Genomic DNA, 22,272 nt, shown 5'->3' with positions numbered 1-22,272 from the left:
AAGTAACACCTACCGAATAAGCAACACTTTTGAGAGACTCACCAGCCAAAACACGCGCAACTAAAGCATAACGTTCCTCAGGCGACCATTCTTTGTTATGCTCTTTGTGACAAAGAGCATAAGGACCGCATGACTCTTCAATTCTAACCCAGCCTCGTATCGTATTACGAAAGTTTTCAGTACTAATACCATCTGGCGTATCAGGCCAAAGACCTTGGTGATACAAATCTACCGCATTTCTTTTGAAAATATAACTATAGTGCATAAAAATACCCTCCTTACTGGTTGTCCAGTAAAGAGGGTACATATCAAAAATGGATAGCCCTATTTTCTTATACTAAAAGAGCGCGAGACGGGACTCGAACCCGCGACCCCCACCTTGGCAAGGTGGTGCTCCACCAACTGAGCCACTCGCGCATAGTGCCATTTTTTGAAGCTCTGCTTCAAAACAATGGTGTCAATCTCAGCCAACTTGGAAGCGGCTTTGATTGCTGTCATCTCTTGACGACAATGGTTATTCTATAGGATAAAACGGGATAAGTCAAGGGATTTTCTAAAGTTGCAAAGCTTTAAAAAATCCCTTTGTTTTTCAGAATATTCTATTAGTTTTTAGGGCTGTCATACTCGATAGAAATAAGGCTGTCGCCATCAAAAATAAACACAAGCTTCATTCCATCTTTTTCAAATTTTAATGAGCTGGAAGATTCTTCTGAAGGCTCACCATAAGCAGCAAGAATATCATCTTTAGAGCTTGCTAAATCTATTCCCTCTTTTGTAGCGACGTTATCTGTTCTAAGTGATACATAAAGAACTAAATCAGTATCACCATCTGGATAAGTCTGAATCTGGAAATCATCATATGTATAAAGGTGACCATCTCCCTGACCTGCACAGCTTGGCGATGTAAATTCTTCCTTAGGCTCTCCAAGCTTTTCAAGAATAGGTGCAACATCAGTATCCACTGGAATATCCGTTCCGTTGTATGAGAATACATATCCTGTAGAGCCTGTAGCTTCAGTAGAAGATGTTGAGCTGTTGCTTCCTTCAATAACCTTTGTGTCAGATGAACCGCCACAAGCAACAAGTGAAAGTGCCATTGCGCTAATCATTCCAAGTGTTAAAAGCTTTTTTTTCATTGTCATTTTCCTCCGAGTTTATTGTATTGTAGGGTACTTACTTGGATCATAATTATGTGTATTTTTGTGTGCGTTAGAATAAGCCCACAAATCAGCATCATGCCAATAGAATATCAAAGTACCATCAAGCTGTAAATTAGGATCATAGTGATACCAACCTTCGCCTATATCTATAAGTAGCCAATAATGACCTCTGGTGTCACGAATCTTTTCTATTTCCATGTTTTTGATGCCGAGACGATTTAACAGAACTTCTGCAGTCTTCTGCTTTACCGTACAATCCCCAACATGATAATACATTCCTTTGTAAGCAGCGGAATATAAATCATCAATACCGGCTGACTCTGAGTAAGTAATATTATTTACTACCCAGTTGAATACAGCCTTAGCCTGAGACTTTTGATCCATACCGTCTTTTATAATCTCTGCAAGGACTTCATCCGCCAAAGCATTAACATTTTCTTCTGTTGCTTCAGCAATCTTTGCAGAAACAATCTTTACAGTAGTTGTTTTCTTAGTTTCATTTCCAGCAGCATCTCTTGCAATATATGTAAGATTGTATACGCCACGCTTATCAACATTTACTTCACTGCTATCAACCTCGAGTGTTGGATTTTCATCTATATCATCAGTAACCTCAATATTCTTTTTAAATGAAACGGCATCACCCTGGGCGATTTGTAGTGGCTCCACACCATTTATTACAGGAGGAGTAGTGTCCGCAATAACTTTACACGGAACAGTACATACTGTCTGATTACCTGCCTCATCGGTTACTACAATAGAAATGTCGAATTCGCCATCTTTAGTAAAATCATATTTCTCAGCAAAATCGATAGTACAATTAGTTACATCGTTAACACTTTCTACCAAGTCAGCAGCAGAAGGTGCCTGCGCATTTACGTACATTTCTACAGTATCTTCAGAAAGTGTAACCTCTGGAGCAATAGTATCCTGTACATGGAGCGTAGTTGAATTTGTCACATTTCCAAAGATTGGCATTTTCCATGCGATTTTTAACTTATAATCGCCAGGGACTCTAGGATCAAATTTAGAATCATCTGTAAAATGTGCACTTGCTTCTTCTCGTTTTAAAAACTCTGAAACATCACATTCAGATGTACCTGCCTCTACATAAACTTCTGAATAGACTAAATCTGACTTCATGTTATAGAAGATAAATAATCCCACGCCGAAGCCAATGATAGTAATCAACAGGATTATTGCAACTATAATTAAGCTTTTTTTCTTCATTTAATAATTCCTTTTTTCATATATTTAATTAGAATAATGTATTTCAAATTAGGTCGAAAACAGGTCGCATTTTCATTATCCTAACAAATATTAACATATATCAAAAAAAATATAAATTTCTTCTTGACTTATGGTTAAAGTTCCTATAGAATAACCATTGTCGTTGAGAGATGACAGCAATCAAAGCCGCTTCCAAGTTGGCTGAGATTGGCACCATTGTTTTGAAGCAAAGCTTCAAAAAATGGCACTAGGCGCGAGTGGCTCAGTTGGTGGAGCACCACCTTGCCAAGGTGGGGGTCGCGGGTTCGAGTCCCGTCTCGCGCTCTTAAATTAAAATAAGCAGTATCGCATTCGCGGTACTGCTTATTTTGGTTTAAGGGCATATTAATCGAGACGGGACGACCTATCACGATTTATCGAGCTTGCGATGAGAAATCGTGATGTTTCCTTATTCCCGTCTCGCGCGTAGGCCCATACAGACCTCTAAGGTTCGAGGTCGCGCCTGCATTTGAACTATTTGAATGTGACGAAATAATCTCTAAAGTTCCGTTATATGCTGTAGAACGAGCACAGGCATTTTCTGAATATGGATTTACAAAATCAGATAGATTGTTGGTTGGAACACTAGCTCATTATGCATATAAAGATTATTGGACTATTTACAAATAAACATGGAGGAAGAAAATGCTAGAAATAAAATATGTTGAGTCAAAGAATAAAGATTTCTGGTATAGCCTAGATAAGCATCTGCCAGAACAAGAATACGAGAAAAAAGTTCGTGATAAGCAAGGTTATGTATTATATGAGGATGGAAAAGAAATAGGCTTATTAAGATATAATTTGTTTTGGGATAATACCCCGTTTTGTACAATGCTATTTGTAGACTGGGCAAAACAAAAGAATGGATTTGGTAGAGCTCTAATGGAATATTGGGAAAATGATATGAAGGAACATGGATATGGTATGGTTCTGATATCAACTCAAGTTGATGAAGATGCTCAACATTTCTATAGAAAACTTGGTTATAAAGATTGCGGAGGCTTTACCGTAGATATACCAGGCTATGAACAGCCAATGGAAATGTTTATGGTAAAAAGTCTGTAAAATAGATGAATATTTATTTTAAATCACTATTAACTATTCGTAGAAAAAGGGGATTATTAACTATGAAAAAGTATTTTTTAAATATTATAATTATGGCAATGCTAGTCTTATCGGCATGTGGAACTGAAAAGAAGCCAGATAATTTACAGACTTACACATCTGGAACAAACGATGACTATGCCTATATTACTATTGATGACAAGGTATTTGTGCCATTTGTTGCAGTTGATAATGCAGACAGAGGCAATTGGATTGGAATTGTAGATGGTGATGAAAATAACCGTATTTACGAATATAAAGACTATTCTTCTAATGAATGGATAATCAGTTTTTACAATAGCGGTGAAATGGATGGCTCAATGCTTATGCGCGAACAAAGTGTTAATAAATATCCAGATAATTTAACATCGGAATATGATTGGAACAATTAAAACCTACTCTTCCATCTCCTCCAACTTCTTTGCAAACAGCTCCTGGAACGCCTCATTCTCTTTTGCCATCACCTTTTGATACCCAGCTAACTGCTCTCTGCTAAGTTCATCACTGGATAACCACTCCAATTTCGCCTTCGCTTTTTCAGATTTTATCACCACCTGCACATACTCCGGTCCTATCATAAGAAGTTGCATGGATTCATTCTTATCCAAATATCCACTGGTAGTGATTCCCAAAGTATCATATATAATATCATTGGCTATCGGTCCAATTACAACATCCGCTTCTAGCACATCTGGTTTCATATGCCTATTGGCGTAGATATACTCAAACCACTCTTCGCTTCTATCAAAATTCTTTATATTAAGGCCATCAGTATCTAACTCATATTTATTAACTATAGTCTTCTTTCCAGAACTTTCCTTAGCCCATCTATATGCAAACTCTTTGTCAGGTGTAGTGTAAAAGCCCTGTCCAAAATCAGCATTCTTTCTTCCATAATAAATATCAGGATCCTTAATTACATCAAAACCTGCATGATATAAAACCATAGAACCTCCTTCCATATCCCCTCTTATAATACATATTATAAGCATTTTATCCTATAATACATATCAATCGTGAGATACTTATATACTATCCCGCAATTTGTTGCATAATCCCCGCACTTTTCAAATTATTTATTTACTTTTCCAATTATGCCACAGATGTTGAGTTATATTTTTGTATATTTTTATTGTTCACAGAATTTTCATAACATGATAGTATACGTCAGCAACATTGTGATGATAAATAATCGAAAGGAAAGACGATGGAAGAAAAGTTTTTATACTCCGACAGAAATGAACAGGTAAAAAGAATTAACCGAGTGTTAATTTCTACATATGTAATCTATTTTACTTTACTTACAGTAGTTGTTGTTATCGCATACTTAAGAGGCTTCAGAACTCTTGCATATCTTGCAACAACAATAGGCTTAGAAATATTTACAGTTATCTCATTAACCTCTATTTATGCAAAAAAGCCTAATTCAGAAAAGCTCAGATGGATTTCGCTTATAGAGCTTGCCCTTATCGGTGCACTTGGCTGCTACGCCTTCACAAGCTACTATTTGAGATTTGCTATGGTCGGACCTGTTGTTCCATTTGTTCTTTATTATGATAAGAAGTTTTCAAGAGTTTCAGGTTTAACAGTTGCCATAGTCCAGATTGGCTCATTCATAGCAAAACTATTTGGCCCTATGCCATATACATCAGAAGAAGCAATTGATAACGCCGCTGCTATCGGATGTGCTTTTGCAGTTGTAGCACTTTGTATTTATCTTGAGAAAATATTAGAGCTATTCCAGCAAGACACAGTTGGCCTTATCGAGCACCGTGCTGAAAACCAGGCTCAGCTCCTCTCTGAGGTAATGGAAGTAGCCACAAAGGTACGTGAAGGTGTTGGTAATGCCATGGATAATATGAACAAGCTTGATGAGACAACACAAACTGTAAGTGGCGCAATGGATGACATTTCAAGCAGCACTTTATCAAACGCTGAACACATTCAGGAGCAGACTGTTATGACTCAGAAGATTCAAGATCTTATTGAAGAAACAGTTGCTCGTTCTGAGGAAATGGTTGCATCTGCAGAAGAAGCCAGCAACATCAACGACGAGAATCACGAAATGATGGTTCAGCTTAAAGAAAAAGCAGAAAAGATTTCTGAGATTAATAACCACGTTGGCGATGCCATGAATACCCTTGTAATGAAGGGCGAAGAAATGAAGCAAATTACTGAGGTTATATTAGAGATTAGTGCCCAGACTAACCTTCTTGCTCTCAACGCTTCTATCGAGGCTGCACGTGCCGGTGATTACGGTCGCGGATTCTCAGTTGTAGCGAACGAAATTAGAGATCTTGCCGAAAAGACCAAGATTGCTACCGAGAACATTACTAATATGATTGTAGAGCTTGGTAACAATGCTCAGGATGCTGAAAATGCTGTTTCAGAAGCTCGCCTGGCATCAGACCAGCAGGGCGAATTAATTGAGCAGACTGCTGAAGGCTTTGTAAAAATGAACGATAATGTTAACAACCTCACTGCTAACATTAATGACTTGGAGGGTATGATTGAAAACCTTGCCATTTCAAATAACACAATTGTAGAAAACATTTCACAGCTTTCTGCAACAACAGAAGAAGTTACTGCAGCCGCAACTCAGTCAGCTGAATTATCTAACGAGAACAAGATCCTCTCTAATGATACAAAGGTACTTCTCAATGAAGTTATGCATACTGCAGCTAAACTCGATAAATATAACGATGGTATTCAAGAATCTACTTTCTCAGAAAGCAATAGCAAGATTGTTAGATTCGCATAATTAAATATATAAAAATACTCCCCCTAACGTTATAAGTTACATATATTAATATTATTACAATTAAATGTTGACATATAACGTTTTTGATGCTAATATCTTAGATGATTGAGCACAGTAGGTACGGTTTTTAGTTTATGAGGTGTAAAAATGGAATTAACAACACTTAACAAGGAATACAAATTACTCCGTGAGGAAAGCTCTGAGAAATTTGTAAAGATGAGTGCTATCGATCCTACAATCACTTTCGTAGAAGAATACTGGATTACATCAGATCATACTCTTGGAAATGCAAAGGCCTTTTTCGATTCTTATGAAATGGCTATTGAATATGCACTTGATAGAGTAGATTATAGAATGTCACTTAACGAAGATGGTCAGAAGCCATTCATCATTTTAGTAAATGGTAAGGCAATCAATACCCATGGACAGCTTGAAAACTTCCTTCAGGGTGAATTCAAGATTTCTACTGCAAACGTGATTGAAAGCAACGTAAAGAAATTATATTCATAATATGATTACATTACTAATAGCAATTCATATAATACGAAAAGCCATTGCATCATTAAAATAAATGCAATGGCTTTTTTATGTCTGTAGATTTTTATTTTCTCCACAACCATTTCAATGGCACTGTAAGCAATATGGCTTTTATAACATTATCTGCTATCATGCAGCACCAAACTCCTACAAGTCCAATTCCAAAGAAATGTATGCCTATATAAGTAGAAAGAATTCTCACAATCCACATTCCACCAAACTCGATTACAAATGGATATTTAGTCCTTCCAAGACCATAATAAATTCCTTCAGAAATAATATATAATCCAAAGAATGGCTCATTAAAGGCAACCATTCTGAGCACCTTACTTCCAAGTACAATAACCTCTGGATCGTTTGTAAAAAAGCTCATCAAAGGTATCGAAAAGACATATAGTAAAATTCCACTGATTGTCATAATCAAAACAGTAGCTAAAATACTGCTCACACATACTGCATGATATTTTTCGTGGTCCTGTTCTCCATAGGAAATGCCAACCATTGTGTTGGCAGCTGATTTAAAACCATATCCACCAATATAAAACAGTTCCTCTGCCCCTACAGCAATACTGTGGGCCGCAAAAATTATGGTGCCCATATGAGATACCAGTCCAGCAAATACAACATATCCCGACGTTGATGCAACATTAATAAGAAGCACAGGTAATGAGAGTCTCCACATCCTACTGATAATCTCTCTTTCGATGGATAGAATGGAACCTTCCATCTTGAACTCACTATGTCCAAGAAATACCTTAAGTGTCAATACACCGCTGACGATAGCGGAAATACAAGTAGCATAAGCAGCTCCGTCAACGCCAAGCTTAAGGATATATATAAATATATAATCCAGTACGACATTAAGAATATTTGCTCCTACACCTATGTACATAGGCGTCTTCGTATCCTTAGTGGCACGTATAGCAGCTGATAAAACTATATTTATAGATTTAAATATGATTGGAACTGAAATCCAGAAAAAATATCTGGTAGCAGCGGGCGCAACCACCTCTGAAGCCCCCATCCAGCCAGCGACAAACGGTGATACAGCCAGACATATAATCTCAACTACAGCACCTACTGCCAATGCAAAAACAAGGCTCGCTTTTGCAACCTGAGATATCTTATGATGTTCTCCACTACCTATTGCCTGGGCAATCTGAGTCATGGCTCCAACGCCAAATGCCACCGGGATACTACCAATAAGCCAGGTTATAGTGGTGGATGTAGATACAGCTGCAGTGGCATTAGCTCCCAAACGTCCAACCATGGCTGTATCAACATACTGCATCAGTACAGACAATATCTGCTCCAACATGGTTGGTAAAGCCACCACTAGCACTGAAAGAAATATTTTTTTTAGAGAATTATTCTTCTTTAATATCATTATTACTATTTTTTCCTAAACCATTAGCCCAAACCATGTGCTCAATAGCACGGGCCACTCTGATGGCGTCAATCGCCTCCATAGCACGCTTATAATCTGCCTCCTGCTTTTCGTACATGGCAGAAAAATCTTTTTGCTTCTGTTCGAACTCCTGCTTACGACGTTCCTTTTGCTTTGCAGCTTTTTTCTGGAAGGCAGCATAATCTGCACTGCTTGCAGGCTTTTTAGTGTTTGATTTGCCCATAACTCGTGTATGAGTCAATGCCTTGCCTCTGGATTCTGTCATAAGAAACTGATAAGCCTCAGTAATTCTGTTGTACAGACGGGCATCCTCCACACCAGTCACATCAGGATGACATCTCTTTACCAAATCCTTATATGCAGCCTTGATTTTCTGTTCTCCTGCATCTGGTCCCAATCCAAGTATTCGAAGCGCTTCAACTCTTGTTTTTATCATAACCAGCCCCCAATATTTCCCCAATAAAATAAAGTGAACCAAAAACTATTATCTTCTCATTATATGTTTTCGCTAAATCAATGGCTGATTCGTATGAATCACAGGCTTGAGCTTTCACACCAAGGGCCGCTATGGCATCTGCAAGCTCCTTAGCCTGAAGAGCACGTTCTGAATCAACTGTAACAGTAAAAATACGCTCGGACATAGGCGCAACGATCTGTGCCATCTCCACGTAATCTTTATCTGCCATCACTGCCATTATAAATGAAAACTTCTGATTTGAAAATTCCGCTTTCAAACTGTCCCTAAGCGCAGTCACTCCCGATGGATTATGAGCTCCATCTACTAAAATATAGGGCTTTTCTGATATGACATGCATCCTTCCAGGCCAAACCGCTACTGCAAGTCCATCTGCAATCGTCTGATTATCCACAGTCATTTTCAGATTTCTAATTATTTCCACAGCAACTGCAGCATTTTTCCTCTGATATCCACCGAATAATCCAAGCTTTAAGTCAGAGTCAACCTGTGTGGCATGAGTTAAATCACAGCCAAGTTCATCACAACGCGCCTCGATTACCTGTGAGGCTTCCTCTCCCATCTCACCTATAACAACAGGAACCCCTTGCTTAATAATTCCAGCCTTTTCTCCTGCTATTGCAGCAAGGGTATCACCAAGATACTGTGTATGCTCCAAACCAATTGATGTAATGGCACAGACTTCCGGCGGTTGCCTTAGCCCATTAGTAGAATCCTTAGCTCCTCCCAAGCCTGTCTCCAAAACCACATAATCCACCTGCTGTTCTTTGAAATATACCATGGCCATAGCAAGCCAATAATCAAACATAGTCGGTTCCAGCTTAAGCTCCATATCAAGAAGCTGCTGTCCAATACGTGTTACATCCTCGCGGGAAATCTGCTTACCATCTATTTGAATTCGTTCGGTATAATCTATAAGATGTGGAGATGTAAACAATCCCACCTTAAAATGTTCAGAAGACGCAAAAGAAGCAGCCTGCAAGATGCTACTTACAAAAGCTGCTACTGATCCTTTTCCGTTAGTACCAGCAATGTGAATAATATGCATTCCCAATTCAGGATGTCCTAAAACATCCATGAATTCCTGGGTAACATCCCTTCCACATGCCTTGCCAAAACGACGTTTATTATCTATTGTATGTACTACCTGTTCGTATGTCATTTTTATTTTCTAGACCACAAGAATTACTCCACCGTCATTTGCGTACATTGTACTTACGCCTCTCATATCAACAATGAAGATTTCCTTAAATGTGGCTAACGACTCCATTTTTTTCTTTAATGATAGAGCACGATCTGGGCAGTTGCAATGAGAAATTGCAAGAATTTTGTTCTCACAATCTGTGGTGACATCCATAACGCACTTAGTCATTTTATCGATAGTCTGGTTCATACCACGGCCCTTTGCAAGCTGCTGAATATAACCATTATCTGTAGAACCCATTACAGGCTTAATGTTAAGTGTCTCAGCAATAGCTGCTTTTAAGCCAGACAGACGTCCGGACTTTCTAAATGTCTCAAGAGTCTCCAAAACGAAGAATGTGTGCTGACCTTCGATATACGCATCTACAGTCTCAATAACCTGTTCAAAGGACATGCCTGCATTTTCACACTCGGCTATTTTAAGGGCGATAAGTGTCTCGCCGATAGAAGCTGACTTTGAATCAAAAACATGAATGTTTTTAGACTCGTCATCTTCCTCGTACAAATCCTTTCCGAGACATGCACTGTTATATGAACCTGAAAGCTGAGCTGAAAGTGTAACCACATAAATATTATCTGCATCACAATCCATCTCAACCATATATGCATTAGGTGAAGGACAAGCTGACTTTGGTGCATTAGGGCTCTCCGCTACAGCCTTAATGAAGCTTGCCTGATCGAAACTATCATCATCTATAATCTGCTGCTCATCAATTTCAAGAGTAAGAGGTACATTTACAAAATGACCATCTTTTTTCATCTCCTCTGTAAGTTCTCCGCAGCTATCAAGAATAATTTTATACATATTGCCTAGTAATCCTCCGCTTATTCTACGGGTATTATACCACTAGGCCTTTTCCACGTAAATAGTTTTTATTCTTGCAACATGTAGTTTTAAAAACCACGTGTGTATTATTCACCTTTTGTCCATTGAATTGTAAGGACATTTGCATTCTCATCTAGTAAATAGTACACAGAACTTAAACCTCTGCAATAATCAGATAGGTGATTTTCATCTATAAAATAGTTAATTACCCTTGAATATAGGTCAGAATTACTAAACTTTAAAGATATTTCTGCCTCACCACTCTCGTAAGACTGTGATAGTCTGTTTCCTATAGAATCAACGCCAAACCAATCATAATATAAGCCCTCGTGAACGAAATAATTATCCGCATTTGATAGACACTCAGGCACTTCAAAATCCACTGTAATCACATGGTTCTGGCTAATTTCTTCAGTAGTCATGGCAAGGTAAGCATAATTTACACGCTTTGCGGTGTCATTATTTCCATCCATGTACTTACTATTTCCCCAGGTGACATCCATGTAATAGTAAGCGCCATCAAGATAAACTAAATTCCATGCATGACTCTCACCATTTGCCGTACCGGTAATAATCGTACTTTTTATTCCAAGCTTATCCAAAAGATACCAGGCTGAATCTGCGTATCCCTGGCAAACAGTAGAACGATACAAGAAAACACTAAGTATATTCTGATTCTCTTTACTTTCAGTGTTATAGTCTACATTTTCAATTAATGTTTCAAAAACATAAAGCGCCTTGTCAAAATCTGAAGCATTCTCACTTATTCCTGAAAGCCATTCATCAGCAGTAGCTTCAACAGATGCATTGTATACATCCTTTTGTTCCTTTGACATCGTGTATTTAGGCGAAAATTCTATACTCACAACATTACCATCACTGGTGTATGTATTGTATTTGTATCCGCTTACCCAGAATAAATTACCATAATCTGACATCACTGCTTCGTATGCTCTCTGTAGAACATCGCTGCTCTTTGTTGTCACAGTGATTTTTTCTTTGTATTCAGTTATACAATTATATATCTGATCGTATGTAATTTTGCTTTCTTCATCTATGTGCTGATAAGCATATCTATCATATGAAACGCTTTCTACCACTACAGGCTCATCCAACATTGGATTTGTTTTGGTATTATTCTTCCCGCTGTAATTCTGAAGAAAATAACAAACAATAGCAAAAATACCTGCTGATATCACAAGGGTAGTAATCGTCCTAAATAAAAAACCAAGTAATCTTTTCAAAAAAATCCTCCTAAAAACAAAAGCAGCGTAATATAAAATATTACGCTGCCTCTCCCCTTAATCACATGTTTGTATTGCCTTTAAATCCCGTTTTTCATAACAAAACCAAAGGTACCCAAAATAATGATTAACTGTGGTGCCTATTAACGTACAACTGTTACGTTAACAGCCTGTGGTCCCTTTGCACCATCGGTTACTTCATACTCAACTGTTGCACCCTCTTCAAGAGTCTTGAATCCCTCTGAATTGATGCCGCTGAAGTGAACGAATACGTCCTTGCCTTCCTCGTCTGAGATAAATCCGTAGCCCTTTGAATTGTTGAACCACTTAACTGTACCTTTGCTCATGCTAAAGTACCTCCAATATATTACTTGCCGAACTCTGCTCGACTAAAGATAGTTTAGCAAATGACTTTATCAAAGTAAAGAAAATGTCGGAATTTTTTGTACAAATTTTCCAAAAAGTTATCAATTAAAGCTAATGAGCAATAATATTAATTTATATAACTGCCGCCAACACATCATAGACGTCTGATGTTTAATTGACAAGTGTTTATATCTAATTTGCTGCTGCTCTTTCCGGTATCATTCCAGCGGATCTGACCATGATTCTTGGCCCACCCTTTTTCTCAATGTAGTCCTCAGTAATAATAACTTGACCGATATTATCATCCTTTGGAATCTCATACATAATATCAAGCATGAACTCTTCTATTATAGAACGAAGTCCACGGGCACCAAGCTTTTTATCAAGGGCTTTTCTTGCGATTGCATGAAGAGCTGCATCCTCAAACTCAAGCTTAACTTCATCAAGCTCTAAAAGCTTCTCGTACTGCTTGATAATTGCATTCTTTGGCTCTCTTAAGATACGTACAAGCATATCCTCATCAAGCATCTCTGTAGCAAATACGATTGGAAGACGTCCGATAAACTCTGGAATCATACCAAACTCTCTTAAATCTTCTACAGTAACCTTCTGAAGAATATTCTTGTCATCATCATACTTATCCTTAAGATCAGCCATGAATCCCATTGATGAATGCTTATTTAATCTAGCCTTTATGATTTCGTCCATTGCAGGGAATGCACCACCGCAAATGAACAGAATATTTCTTGTATTAATTGTAGTAGTAGGAACCATTGCATTCTTGCTTGATGCTCCGATAGGTACCTCAACATCAGCACCCTCAAGAAGCTTAAGCATACCCTGTTGCACTGACTCACCACTTACATCACGCTGATTTGCATTTTTCTTCTTTGCAAGCTTATCAATCTCATCGATGAAGATAATCCCCTGCTGGCAGCGCTCAACATCATTTCCAGCTGCTGCAAGAAGCTTGCTGACAACAGACTCAATATCATCACCGATGTAACCAGCCTCTGTAAGAGAAGTGGCATCAGTGATAGCTAGCGGCACATCAAGAAGCTTTGCAAGTGTACGTACAAGATATGTTTTTCCTGAACCTGTAGGTCCAAGCATAAGCATATTTGACTTCTCGATTTCAATGTCGTCCATTGTACCTGTAGCAACACGCTTATAGTGATTATAAACAGCTACAGACATAACCTTCTTGGCGTAATCCTGTCCAACCACGTAATCATCAAGCATAGCCTTTATCTTGTGTGGCGGAATGATATTATTGATATCAATGGCAGGGGCTGGTCTGTCCTCCTTAGCCTGGCTTGATGCTGCGCCGTGAGCATTCTTTACCTTAGGGCCTTCGCCAAAGAGACTTCCAAGATTTAAGAAGCTGATGTTTGGCATCTTGTTCATATCCATGTTGCTCTTTGAATTGTCTCCGCCACCAAAGCCAAAGCTTCCCATAGAATCAAAAGTACGCTGTAAACACTCGTTGCAGACACCCATTCCAGGAGCCATCTTGATTAGTGGACCACAGATAGTATCTGGTCTGTGACACATATAACAAAACTCTGTAGGCTTCTTTTCATTATTATCATTTGAAGAGTTGTCGTCTTTGTCAGATGTATTATCAACTACTTCTGCATCAACAACTTCGTTTGTTTCCTCTGGGTCAAATTCTCTAAAATCCTGATCTGACATAATAAATCTCCTTACAATTTTCCATAGCTCTAATTCTCGTAATAATCGAAAATCTTAGAATAATAGTCCTGTATAATTTCATCAGTGGCGTTGAATATTTCGTGCTTACTTCCTTCGAAACGAATAAGCTTGCAGTTCTTAGCCTTTTGACAAAAGCGTTCCTGGGCATCTCCCATAACAAGAGTATCCTTGGATGCTTGCATTAGTATAACAGGAATTTCTATTAAATGGGCGTTTTTAAGAATTTTTTTAGAAACATTAAGTGCTTCTCTTATCCATGCAAAGGTCGCTCCATTTGTACGATAATGTGGCTCCCTCTCTCTCTCATTGTACTGATATGTGTATCTTGCCTTTGACATTGCCGAACAATATGGATACTTGAAAGTATGGTCGTAATCGTGATGCTTCGGCAAATATCTTTTGCTAAACATAGGCAAATATGAAAGTATACATACAATAGCCGCTACAAAATTACTGATGTTATGGGTAACCAGTCTTATCATAGGCGAGGTGAGAACAGCCTTTTCAAAAACTTTAGGATACTTTTCCAAATACATAGCTCCTATGCCTCCACCCATGGAATGAGCAAAGAGATAGAGATGCTTCGTTCTGCTTTCTGGAATAACAATCTTTTCTATAAACTGGTTAAAATCTTTCACATAGTTTTCGAAGCGGTCAACGTATACCTTTGAGAAACCATCCACCTGTCGATCAGAAAAACCATGTCCTCTGTGCTCCACAATAAATACGGAATAACCCATTTTATAGAAGTAATAGATTGTTTCTGTAAACTTTGTAGAAAACTCACAGTAGCCGTGGCTGATAACTATAGATGCCTTCTCTGCAGGATTAATCATCATCTGATAATGAAGTTTTAGTCCATCCGTATTTACGAAGTAGCCATCCTGTATTTTTCCATTCATAAAAGGAAGGATTGTATCCTTCATTGCATTTGCAAAATCCTTATCCTCTATAAATATATCTTTAAAATTCATAAAGCTATCCCCTGTATTTTGCCCCTAATTAAAGCTTGCTACTATTTCAAGTGCAGTGTCTGGATAATTAGTAATGATGCCATCGATTCCCATTTCACACGCCATCTTCATATACTGCTTTGAGTTGATAGTCCAACTGTTAATCTTAAGACCATACTCATGACAACGTTCCACATAATTAGGATACTGAACGTTGTAAAGAGCAGGATGAAGAGCCTCCACTCCATGGTCTCTACCGTACTCAGGCATATCCAAAGTACCATCCATATAAAGGAATCCAGTATGAGCTTCAGGATCAAGCTCCTTCACCTTCATGATGCTGTAGTGATTGAATGAAGAATAGATTACTCTGTCCTCCATATCATATTCCTTAGTCATGGCGATGATATCCTTCTCGATATCCTCGTAAAAATAAACGCCATTTTTAATCTCAATATTAATGTGAAGGTTAGTAGGCTTAATAAGCTCGAAAACCTCTCGCATTGTAGGAATATCTGCATGAGGACAAGCTTCCGGCATTGTAGCATTGTAGTTGTACTTGCGAAGCTCCTCTAAAGTGTAATCCCTAACATAGCCTTTTCCATCTGATGTTCTATCTATCTTTTCATCGTGGATAACTACCAGCTGACCATCCTTAGTCTTGTGGATATCTAGTTCGATTCCATAAGCCCCCATTTCAATAGCCTTCTGAAATGCTGGAAGTGTATTTTCTGGTAAATATCCGCTGGCACCTCTATGTGCCCAAACAACTGGCTTATTCATTGCCCCATTTCCCCCTTTTGTACGTCCTGATATGCGATACCAAGACAATCTAATTCTGTCACATGCTCTTTTTAATTTCTTATTCATTTCTACGTCCTTCTAAATGATGATATTTTTAATTATAGTCAAATCAAACCTAATAATAAAGGACTCCCAATGGGAGCCCCATAATTAATCCATATCTTCAAATGCCTCTAAGCCTCTTCTTGCCTCAACATTTACATCACCATGCTTCACAAAGAGCATTGTAAGAAATGCCATAAAGGCAAATATTGTTGCATATGGGAATAATGTCATATATCCCACATGAGCAAGCAGCCAGCCTGCAACAATCGGTGTGATTATCTGAGCTGCCATTGAAAATGTATAATAGTATCCTGTGAACTTTCCACTTTCAGAATCCTTGCACATCTCCAGAACCATAGGTAAAGAGTTTACATTAATGAACGCCCAACCTGTTCCCATAGTTGCAAAGAATAAATACAGTATTGGAGAAAAGGTTCCGGATAATAACGTAAATACGAATCCAGCAAAGAAGCTGCCTCCGAGGAATACTATTCCAAGAAGTATTGTCTTCTTTCTTCCTATTTTAGATGCTAGCATCCCTGATGGTATAAAGAATACAATAGCTCCGGCATTTGCAACCAACATACATCTAGATGCATCCCCAAGTGCCATATTCCACATCTTCACAGCATATGTAGTAAACCATGTCTCCATGCCATTATAGGCTATGAACCACAATGCAACAGAGAATAATAAGAATCTCAATGAGCGTCTTACCTCAGCTGGCAATACCTCATTACCGCTTTCATCCTCTACAGAAAGATTCTCCTCCGGATGAAGAAGCTCATAATTTTCTACCTGCTTTCTCATTTGTACTTCATCTACAGAAGTCATGACAATGCATAATGAAACAAGCATGATACCTGCAACCACCATGAAAATCAGCATGTAATTAACATGTGGCAAATCTCTCGTCTTAGATGCTGGATAGAAAACCGCTGCAACGATAAGATAAATGATTCCGCCCAATGCACCCATAAGATTGATAATGGCATTTGCTCTGGAGCGAAGTGGCTTGATGGTACAATCTGCGACAAGGGCAACTGTAGGGCTGCGGTATGTGCCCATTGCTACAAGTAGCGCACCAAGTATTCCTATGAAAAAAATCTCTTTCCCCAAAGATGGATTAGCATAATAGCTGTTATCCACAAGTGGAAGCATCAGCATAAGAATCACTGCTGCAATTGTGCCATATAAAAAGAATGGTTTGCGGCGGCCCATTTTGTTTTTACATTTATCTGAGACTGCACCAAAAAATGGAAGCAAAAATAAAGCAAAAACATTATCCATAGCCATGATTACACCTGAGATGGTCTCATCCAAATGAAATGTGTTAGTGAGCACCAAAGGAATCAAGGCATTATACATTTGCCAAAATGCGCAGATGCTTAAGAAGCCGAAGCCCATCTGCACAGTCTTCTTTACATCAAACTTCATATTCAATTATCCCCCCAATATAAAATACGCAACTCACCCAAGGTTTACATGCTCCCGCAAGCCATCTCCCATCTCAGAACCTTTGACTACATGTCAAAGAACCTGAGCGGGGCCCTCTTGCTCGCGCTTGCCTAGTCTATGATGAGTTGCTCACTTAATTTCCCAATTTACGCTGTATAAATTAACATCTTATCGCTGTGCTGCTGGATTACGTTATCCACCGCTGGGATGGCTCCCTTGAGCGCGTACTCTATAGCCTGAATCTCGCGAGCAAGTGGACGAAGCTCCTGATAGATTGCCTCCATGTGTCCCTTCATTTCTTCTTTGTCGTATCCCTCTGGGAACTCCAGAACTACAAGATGACGAACAGCCTTTGTCTCTTCCTCAACCTTTGTAAGGAAACTGATAGACTTGATATCGTCGTGAGACTGACCATACTCTACAAGCTTTCCGCGAATAGCCTCATTCTCCTCGCACTCCTTTGGAACACCAAGAAGAATCTTCTGTCCTGCTGGGATCTTCTGCTCATGAACATTCCCCTGTGCAGCACCATCCTTTGAGCCAAACTCTGCCTGGTATCCTGGTGTGCCAACGATTGTATCAAGATAAGGAATTGGAAGTGTACATGGAATCTTGTTGAATGGATTGATAGCGATACCAGCGTATGCATTGCCTCTCTTAAGCATTGCATATACATCCTGGAAGCTAAGAATCTGTGTGTGAATCTTAGTGCCTTCATCTGCAAGACCTGTCCAACGACGAAGCGCATCCCAATCAGTGAAAAGTGGAAGTACCATGTTGTCCTGATTCTCAGGTGCACCTGTAAGCTTGATTGTAGATTTGAGCATATAGAAGCCAATCTTTGTATCCTTTTTGATAACTGAAACGCCCTGCTCGTTAACCTCTGGCTCCTGATCCATTTTGATAGGTGTAAGGAAGTGAGCATGGCTAGCCCAATATGCTACTGTGCCATGGAATGCATTATCCTGTGCATATGTAGTAAGTCCATTGATGATACCTGCAAGAGCTGGATTCTCAATAGAAACACGAGGATTAATCTTCTCCTGTGGCTCGATATTTGTAACAACTGCGTACTTCTTAATCTGAGCATCATCTGGAAGTGTAAGCTGAAGCGATACCTGTGTATCCTCTGCAACCTCTACGATAGAGCTTCTACCATCTTCTGTTGCCTCAACTGCCTGAACTTCGCACTCGATAGGCTTTGAAGCCGGCATGCAAACGAATACTTTGTCACCCTTAGCAATCTTTCCAGTGAGCTTACCTGTGATGATGCTACCATTGCCATCAAGCATGGTAGTAATGCCATCTATAATTACAGAAAAACGTCTTCCTGTTTCAACATTGCTTGTTACATCTGTATCTGCAACCTCAATGTTTTCTTCTTTTTTCTTCTTGTCAAATAAACCCATAACAAATTCTCCTACTTCTATTAGTTATTTCCTAAAATCGGATCCGCACTTCCGATTTCGACAGTAAGTCTATTATATCCTACTTGCCATGGAAAAAAAACCGTCAGTGCCTTAATTCCTTGTTGTAACTGTCTTTTTTGCCTCATTTTCTTATTTATGTTTTATTTCATTATTGGTATAATGATTTAAGTTTAAAGTATGTTTCACATAAGGGAGGTCATTATGAGCGATAAAAAAGGTTTCATCTCAGAATTTAAAGATTTCATTATGCGTGGAAACGTAATGGATATGGCAGTCGGTGTTATCGTCGGCGGTGCTTTCACAGCCATCGTTACATCTCTTAACGAGGATATCCTTACACCTATCCTTGGTATCTTTGGCGGCACAGATTTTTCTGAGCTAAAGGTTACACTTGGAAGCGGTGAATTGGCTCCAACACTTACATACGGAAATTTCATTACTGCAGTAATTAATTTCCTTATCACAGCACTTGTAATCTTCTTTATCATCAAGGGACTTAACAGAGCTACAGAAAGAGCTACTGCTCTTGTAAAGAAGAACAAAGAAGAGGCTGAGGCTGCAGAGCCAACAGAGAAGGAGTGTCCATACTGCTTCAGCAAAATTAATATCAAGGCAACTCGTTGCCCACACTGTACAGCACAGTTATAAAATAAAGATTTGTATTAAATAACCCTTGAGCGGATTATCCTCTCAAGGGTTTTCTTATTTAGAATGATAAGTCAAAATCAAATGATTCTCCTGCATTTACAATAGCATCTGTTGCCTCATCAACTGTAAAGCTGGCTCCGTCATAGCTGACGACGATTGAAGCTTTTACATTTCCATCTTCACTTTCAAATGTGATTCCATCAGAAGTTGCTTCTCCATATCCTCTAAGCTCTCCCACTCTGTAAAGAGAAACTGTAAACATAAGGCTGTCACCTTCCATACCTTGCTCGATTGTCATAGAAGAATATTCATCAGTTGTACCCTGTGTATCTACAAAGTAGCCTGTGTTATCTCTTGCTGGCATTGAGAATTTCTCGCCCTTAAACTTGGCATATTCATTTGCCAATACATATGCACGGCGACGAGTAATGTTTGCCTGCTCATCATTGTAAATCATGCTCCAAATTGAGCCGCCTTCGTATGTGGCGCTAAGGTGATTTGCTGCATTATCCTTCATTGCCACCCATATGCGCTGCTTTGCAAGAATCTCTTCCTTAGTAGCCGAATCAAGTTCGTCACTCATTCTGCTCCATAAAGAATTAAGCTCTGTATCCCAGACAAGTAATCCCCACTGTGAGTTCTCGTTCATCTCTGTCTGAGTCTCTGAATTCATACGGAGTTCATCATACTTCTCAGCAAGCTCAGCGATTGTATCAAGCTCCTCCTGAAGTGATTTTGCTGACTTTGCCTCAGCTACCTCAGATTTAATCTGCTCAGTGTAATCAGTGATTTCCTGATTCCCACCATCAGCAACAACATCTTCTGAATCTGTATTTTCTACATCCTGTGCTGTTGACTCAACTGTACTGTCCACAGCAGGTGATGTCTCTGCCTCTGTTTTTCCACAAGCTGCGAAAGTCATTGTTGCAGCTATAAACAAAATTAAAAATCTTTTTTTCATAGTCAACTTTCTCCTTTAAAAAGATAGGAGTCAGTTTATCACAATCGAGGCATTATATCAAAATTCATTACAAATCTTTTGTCATCAAAATGTCGTCTCTGAAGGTTCCATCGTCGTATTTATTGGCCTTTGGAATTCTTCCTGTTTCCTTAAATCCAAGAGATTCGTACAGATGCTTTGCTCTTTCATTTCCTTCAAGAACTGTAAGTTCCGCTTGCTCGTAGCCTGACTCCTTTATCAGCTCAATAAGGCGAGTCAATGCTAGTCGTCCAAGACCATGGCCTGTATTTTTCTGGAAGAAGGCTATGCCAATGCTTGCTCTGTGCTTTGCTCTTCTGCTGGTTCCCACTCTCTCAAATGACATATTTCCTGCGAACTCACCATCTTCAAAGGCTAAAATCAAATATCCTGTTTCTGAATCGTTGCGTCTTTCGATAAACTTAATTTCATCTTCTGGAGTGATTTTTACTTCATCTCCATACTGAGACAAATAAGGAGTTTCATCGCAAACCGTTTTCAAATATTCGATAAGCATTTCAGCATCCTCCGGCTGTGGTGCTCTAAGGGTTACTGTTTTTCCGTTGAGTTTATATATCTCTTCTTTTAAAACCATTTTTGTCCTCCTTTAATTATCGTATATACGAATTTCAGCTATTGATTGTTACATATTACAAGCAAATGATTTGAGCTACCTAAAAGCTCTCTTTTTTCGCACATGGCAAGATGATATCTTTTATATGCCTCGAAGTTTTCGTCGCTTAGTTTAAAGTTTGCATTACCAATTTCTACCAGCTCAATAACACCATCTGTTGCAAGAGTTTTGATTCTCTTAAGTGGTGTTTTATCTACAAGCTCCTCAAACTCTGTTATGTCAAATCCAGTAAATAACTGTTCAGGAAAATGCTTTACTTTAAAGTCTTCTGTGTAATTCTCCTGGAGGCCAAACTGCATGTCTCCGCACTGCTCAATTAGATAGTTGGTGTACATGATTGCATATACTGAAATGAATGCGATAAATACTTTTCCATCTGGCTTTGTAATACGAGATGCTTCCTTCAAGGCTGCCAGCTGATCTTCTTCTGAATAAAGGTGATACATAGGTCCAAAGAGAAGTGTTACATCATACGTGTTGTCCTCAAGCTGATGAAGATTAACTGCATCACCATGAACAGCTTTTACATTACTGAAGCCCTCAGCATTTTTCTGAAGCTTTTCAAAGTTTGCATCGGTATATTCCACTGCAGTCACATCATAACCTTCCCGGGCAAGATCTAAGGACAATCTTCCTGTGCCTGCACCAATTTCCACCACCTTCATACCTGGCTTCAAATACTGATGAATGTAATGCATTGTTGTGAAGTATTCCATCTGTCCACGTCTTGTTCTGTCCAAACGATTGTCCTCCACATACTGTGCATAAAACTCGTTAACAATTTTCTCTCTGCCTTCCATATCTAGCCTCCTTGTTTTGATTTAAGCGATGTATAAATGGATATAAAAAAGCCCCATCAAACTTACGTCTGATGAGGCTAGATTAGACCATATACTTACAAAATGATATATCAACTCCTATAGCGTGCCTCATCGATTGTACAAGAATTAGACCCCTGCTTCATATCCACGGGTTTCGAATCCTTATTCATCGAATCGACTAGAGTTAATCTGTAAATCATTTTATCCTCGCTTTCTAAATTGAGTTGATTATAATAGCGTCAATTAAGGATGTCAAGGGGGAGTTATAATGAATATTTATATTATGAGATAAAGATGAGTTTATCGCAGAGGTTTAGTCTATGGCTAAACCTCTCTTTTTTTTCACACTGCTTGATACAGCTTATCAGCTCAGTCTCAAAGTCAATGCTCCCCTTCGGCGCTTCGCGGCATTGACTTCTCGACTTTTAGCT

22 protein-coding genes, 2 tRNA genes and 1 pseudogene are annotated in these 22,272 nt (G+C 38.8%); 6 read left to right on the top strand and 19 right to left on the bottom strand.

Annotated features, from left to right (window positions below; all coding sequences use genetic code 11):
• From BUA88_RS14835 to BUA88_RS14820, 4 genes and pseudogenes are all read right to left on the bottom strand, one after another.
• Positions 1 to 265 (bottom strand): annotated as a pseudogene (locus tag BUA88_RS14835) (hypothetical protein); the annotation flags it as partial.
• Between the two features lie 79 nt (positions 266 to 344).
• Positions 345 to 417, bottom strand: a tRNA-Gly gene (locus tag BUA88_RS14830).
• A 185-nt stretch (positions 418 to 602) separates the two neighbouring features.
• Positions 603 to 1,136, bottom strand: coding sequence for a hypothetical protein (locus BUA88_RS14825; protein ID WP_072919406.1), 534 nt, complete (start codon positions 1,134 to 1,136; stop codon positions 603 to 605).
• Between the two features lie 18 nt (positions 1,137 to 1,154).
• The gene (locus BUA88_RS14820) at positions 1,155 to 2,390 is read right to left on the bottom strand and encodes a transglutaminase domain-containing protein (RefSeq protein ID WP_072919405.1); all 1,236 of its coding nucleotides are present in this window, start codon (positions 2,388 to 2,390) and stop codon (positions 1,155 to 1,157) included.
• 251 nt (positions 2,391 to 2,641) lie between these two features.
• Here BUA88_RS14820 and BUA88_RS14815 point away from each other — a divergent pair.
• The 3 genes from BUA88_RS14815 (at position 2,642) to BUA88_RS14805 (ending at position 3,925) form a co-directional block, all read left to right on the top strand.
• Positions 2,642 to 2,714 (top strand) — tRNA-Gly (locus BUA88_RS14815).
• Between the two features lie 360 nt (positions 2,715 to 3,074).
• Positions 3,075 to 3,494 carry a GNAT family N-acetyltransferase gene (locus BUA88_RS14810; RefSeq protein ID WP_072919402.1) on the top strand — a complete coding sequence of 140 codons (420 nt, stop codon included), beginning with the start codon at positions 3,075 to 3,077 and terminating at the stop codon, positions 3,492 to 3,494.
• 62 nt (positions 3,495 to 3,556) lie between these two features.
• Positions 3,557 to 3,925, top strand: a complete 369-nt coding sequence (locus BUA88_RS14805; RefSeq protein ID WP_072919400.1) for a hypothetical protein — start codon at positions 3,557 to 3,559, stop codon at positions 3,923 to 3,925.
• Between the two features lie 3 nt (positions 3,926 to 3,928).
• Here the strand turns inward: BUA88_RS14805 and BUA88_RS14800 are convergent, their stop codons facing one another.
• A complete protein-coding gene (locus BUA88_RS14800; protein ID WP_072919397.1) occupies positions 3,929 to 4,480 on the bottom strand; it encodes a DUF3990 domain-containing protein in 552 nt (183 codons plus the stop codon).
• A 260-nt stretch (positions 4,481 to 4,740) separates the two neighbouring features.
• On the opposite strand from BUA88_RS14800, the gene BUA88_RS14795 reads away from it, so the two are divergent.
• Together BUA88_RS14795 and BUA88_RS14790 are read left to right on the top strand one after the other, a co-directional pair.
• Entirely contained in the window at positions 4,741 to 6,294 is a 1,554-nt protein-coding gene (locus BUA88_RS14795) for a methyl-accepting chemotaxis protein (protein WP_072919394.1), read from the top strand.
• A gap of 147 nt (positions 6,295 to 6,441) precedes the next feature.
• Positions 6,442 to 6,804 carry a hypothetical protein gene (locus BUA88_RS14790; protein WP_072919391.1) on the top strand — a complete coding sequence of 121 codons (363 nt, stop codon included), beginning with the start codon at positions 6,442 to 6,444 and terminating at the stop codon, positions 6,802 to 6,804.
• A 91-nt stretch (positions 6,805 to 6,895) separates the two neighbouring features.
• Here BUA88_RS14790 and BUA88_RS14785 read toward each other — a convergent pair whose 3' ends face one another.
• From BUA88_RS14785 to BUA88_RS14735, 11 genes are all read right to left on the bottom strand, one after another.
• Positions 6,896 to 8,218, bottom strand: a complete 1,323-nt coding sequence (locus BUA88_RS14785; RefSeq protein ID WP_072919388.1) for an MATE family efflux transporter — start codon at positions 8,216 to 8,218, stop codon at positions 6,896 to 6,898.
• Positions 8,199 to 8,675 carry a J domain-containing protein gene (locus BUA88_RS14780; protein WP_072919384.1) on the bottom strand — a complete coding sequence of 159 codons (477 nt, stop codon included), beginning with the start codon at positions 8,673 to 8,675 and terminating at the stop codon, positions 8,199 to 8,201. The genes BUA88_RS14785 and BUA88_RS14780 overlap by 20 nt, the downstream gene beginning before the upstream one ends.
• On the bottom strand, positions 8,656 to 9,876 hold the full coding sequence (locus BUA88_RS14775) for a bifunctional folylpolyglutamate synthase/dihydrofolate synthase (RefSeq protein ID WP_072919358.1): 1,221 nt from the start codon (positions 9,874 to 9,876) through the stop codon (positions 8,656 to 8,658). Before BUA88_RS14775 ends, BUA88_RS14780 begins: the two co-directional genes overlap by 20 nt.
• 9 nt (positions 9,877 to 9,885) lie before the next feature.
• The gene (locus BUA88_RS14770; protein WP_072919355.1) at positions 9,886 to 10,722 is read right to left on the bottom strand and encodes a DegV family protein; all 837 of its coding nucleotides are present in this window, start codon (positions 10,720 to 10,722) and stop codon (positions 9,886 to 9,888) included.
• Between the two features lie 107 nt (positions 10,723 to 10,829).
• Complete coding sequence (locus tag BUA88_RS14765; protein ID WP_072919352.1) at positions 10,830 to 11,987, bottom strand: transglutaminase domain-containing protein; 1,158 nt, start codon at positions 11,985 to 11,987, stop codon at positions 10,830 to 10,832.
• 143 nt (positions 11,988 to 12,130) lie between these two features.
• Positions 12,131 to 12,334, bottom strand: coding sequence for a cold-shock protein (locus BUA88_RS14760; protein WP_015548251.1), 204 nt, complete (start codon positions 12,332 to 12,334; stop codon positions 12,131 to 12,133).
• A gap of 211 nt (positions 12,335 to 12,545) precedes the next feature.
• On the bottom strand, positions 12,546 to 14,048 hold the full coding sequence (gene clpX, locus BUA88_RS14755) for an ATP-dependent Clp protease ATP-binding subunit ClpX (RefSeq protein ID WP_072919349.1): 1,503 nt from the start codon (positions 14,046 to 14,048) through the stop codon (positions 12,546 to 12,548).
• 29 nt (positions 14,049 to 14,077) lie between these two features.
• The gene (locus tag BUA88_RS14750) at positions 14,078 to 15,043 is read right to left on the bottom strand and encodes an alpha/beta fold hydrolase (RefSeq protein ID WP_083572552.1); all 966 of its coding nucleotides are present in this window, start codon (positions 15,041 to 15,043) and stop codon (positions 14,078 to 14,080) included.
• A gap of 24 nt (positions 15,044 to 15,067) precedes the next feature.
• Positions 15,068 to 15,892 (bottom strand): glycerophosphodiester phosphodiesterase, encoded by an 825-nt coding sequence (locus BUA88_RS14745; protein WP_330390314.1) that lies wholly within the window; start codon positions 15,890 to 15,892, stop codon positions 15,068 to 15,070.
• An 84-nt stretch (positions 15,893 to 15,976) separates the two neighbouring features.
• Entirely contained in the window at positions 15,977 to 17,308 is a 1,332-nt protein-coding gene (locus BUA88_RS14740; RefSeq protein ID WP_072919347.1) for an MFS transporter, read from the bottom strand.
• 167 nt (positions 17,309 to 17,475) lie between these two features.
• A complete protein-coding gene (locus BUA88_RS14735) occupies positions 17,476 to 18,738 on the bottom strand; it encodes an SseB family protein (protein WP_072919343.1) in 1,263 nt (420 codons plus the stop codon).
• Positions 18,739 to 18,960: 222 nt separating this feature from the next.
• On the opposite strand from BUA88_RS14735, the gene mscL reads away from it, so the two are divergent.
• Positions 18,961 to 19,407, top strand: coding sequence for a large conductance mechanosensitive channel protein MscL (mscL, locus tag BUA88_RS14730; protein WP_072919340.1), 447 nt, complete (start codon positions 18,961 to 18,963; stop codon positions 19,405 to 19,407).
• Between the two features lie 58 nt (positions 19,408 to 19,465).
• On the opposite strand, the gene BUA88_RS14725 is transcribed toward mscL, so the two are convergent.
• The 3 genes from BUA88_RS14725 to BUA88_RS14715 form a co-directional block, all read right to left on the bottom strand.
• Entirely contained in the window at positions 19,466 to 20,368 is a 903-nt protein-coding gene (locus tag BUA88_RS14725) for a lysozyme inhibitor LprI family protein (RefSeq protein ID WP_072919337.1), read from the bottom strand.
• Between the two features lie 67 nt (positions 20,369 to 20,435).
• On the bottom strand, positions 20,436 to 20,981 hold the full coding sequence (locus tag BUA88_RS14720; protein ID WP_072919335.1) for a GNAT family N-acetyltransferase: 546 nt from the start codon (positions 20,979 to 20,981) through the stop codon (positions 20,436 to 20,438).
• 38 nt (positions 20,982 to 21,019) lie between these two features.
• Positions 21,020 to 21,820 carry a class I SAM-dependent methyltransferase gene (locus BUA88_RS14715; RefSeq protein WP_072919333.1) on the bottom strand — a complete coding sequence of 267 codons (801 nt, stop codon included), beginning with the start codon at positions 21,818 to 21,820 and terminating at the stop codon, positions 21,020 to 21,022.
• Between the last annotated feature and the right edge of the window lie 452 nt (positions 21,821 to 22,272).

Origin of the sequence: Pseudobutyrivibrio xylanivorans DSM 14809 (assembly GCF_900141825.1) — a bacterium.
Taxonomy (GTDB): Bacteria; Bacillota; Clostridia; order Lachnospirales; family Lachnospiraceae; genus Pseudobutyrivibrio; species Pseudobutyrivibrio xylanivorans.
Note: the sequence above shows the minus strand (reverse complement) of the source record. Positions and strands in the feature narration are given on the sequence as shown.